The 1,427-nt window shown below is 42.3% G+C and carries 2 protein-coding genes; both read left to right on the top strand.

Annotated elements, in window-relative coordinates; translation table 11 throughout:
- Positions 1 to 46 precede the first annotated feature (46 nt).
- Entirely contained in the window at positions 47 to 556 is a 510-nt protein-coding gene (locus tag AB4161_RS14385) for a helix-turn-helix domain-containing protein (RefSeq protein WP_372083516.1), read from the top strand.
- The gene (locus AB4161_RS14380) at positions 553 to 1,395 is read left to right on the top strand and encodes an IS3 family transposase (protein ID WP_106427119.1); all 843 of its coding nucleotides are present in this window, start codon (positions 553 to 555) and stop codon (positions 1,393 to 1,395) included. The genes AB4161_RS14385 and AB4161_RS14380 overlap by 4 nt, the downstream gene beginning before the upstream one ends.
- The last annotated feature ends 32 nt before the right edge of the window (positions 1,396 to 1,427 follow it).

Below are 1,427 nucleotides of genomic sequence, written 5' to 3'. Positions count from 1 at the left end.
TGAACTGACCCCCAATAGTTGGACACCAATTATTGGGGGTCTTTTTATGTCCAAATATAGCCGAGAGCTAAAATGTATCATTGCTAGGCAATACTTAGATGGCACGTCATCTCTCTACTTAGCAAAACAATATTCAATTTCTTCAAGACAGATACGGTATTGGGCTCAAGTCTTTGCCATCCATGGTGCTGATTCATTTTTACCAACTAACCAAGCGGTTACTGCTCAGACAAAACGAAAAGCATTGAATTTAATGTGGACGAATGAATGGTCTCTCACGCACACTAGCGCAGTATTAAACCTCTCATCCCCTGGGATACTCTCTGTCTGGCTCAAACGATTTAATGAGCACGGTATCAAAGGGCTCAAAATGCGCCAGAAAGGAAGACCCTCAATGAAACAGCAACCTCAACGTACCACTAAGCCTGATGATGAAATGACACTTGAGGAGCTAAAAGAGGAGTTGGTCTATTTACGAACCGAGAATGCCGTTCTAAAAAAGTTGGAAGAGTTGGAGCAGGAAAAAAACCGTCGAACAAAGAAAAAGCGGTCATAGCTCTAACTCTTAAAAGCAAATACCCGTTAAAGCACTTACTGCACACTCTACAGCTGGCAAAAAGTGTCTTTTATTATCAGGCTCAAACGAGCAAGCGCCCAAATAGCTACGAACGTGAGCTGCGGTTGATAAAGTCAATTTATCATGAGCATAAGGGGCGATACGGCTACCGCCGAATTCACTTGGAACTAAAAAATCAGGGGTTCGAGCTTAATCACAAAACGGTTCAAAGGCTTATGGCTCAGCTCAACCTTAAATCGACGGTCAGGATTAAAAAGTATCGTTCATATCGAGGAGAGTCTGGAACAGCAGCTCCTAACGTGCTTGAAAGAGATTTTAGTGCGACTCAACCCGATGAAAAATGGGTAACTGATGTCACGGAGTTCAAAGTAAAAGAGCAGAAAGTATACTTGTCTCCCGTTGTCGACTTGTTTACTCAGGAAGTGGTTGCTTATAGAGTGGCTAAAAATGCCTGCTTGCCGCTTGTCACGGATATGCTGACGGAAGCCATATCAAAGCTTAAACCCAACTCAAAGCCAATTATACATAGCGATCAAGGTTGGCAATATCGCCATCGACAGTATCAAAAAAAGGTAGCGGAGAGTGGGTTAACGCAAAGCATGTCGAGAAAAGGTAACTGCTTGGATAATGCGGTTGCTGAAAACTTTTTTGCTTTACTCAAAACAGAGATGTATCACAACCAAAGCTTTGAAGATGCAGATGCTCTGATAGAGCAAATTAAAGAATACATCGAGTACTACAATACCAAACGTATAAAAGTGAAACTAAAAGGCCTGACTCCGATAGAATATCGAACTCAGGCCTTGAAAGCCGCTTAACAGAAATGTCCAACTTTACGGGGTCACTTCAT

Origin of the sequence: Vibrio sp. 10N.286.51.E5, assembly GCF_041469125.1 — a bacterium.
Lineage (GTDB): Bacteria > Pseudomonadota > Gammaproteobacteria > Enterobacterales > Vibrionaceae > Vibrio > Vibrio crassostreae_C.
Note: the sequence above shows the minus strand (reverse complement) of the source record. Positions and strands in the feature narration are given on the sequence as shown.

Coding starts and splice junctions, on each gene's coding strand:
- AB4161_RS14385 (WP_372083516.1), top strand. CDS start 47: ATGTCCAAATATAGCCGAGAGCTAAAATGTATCATTGCTAGGCAATAC.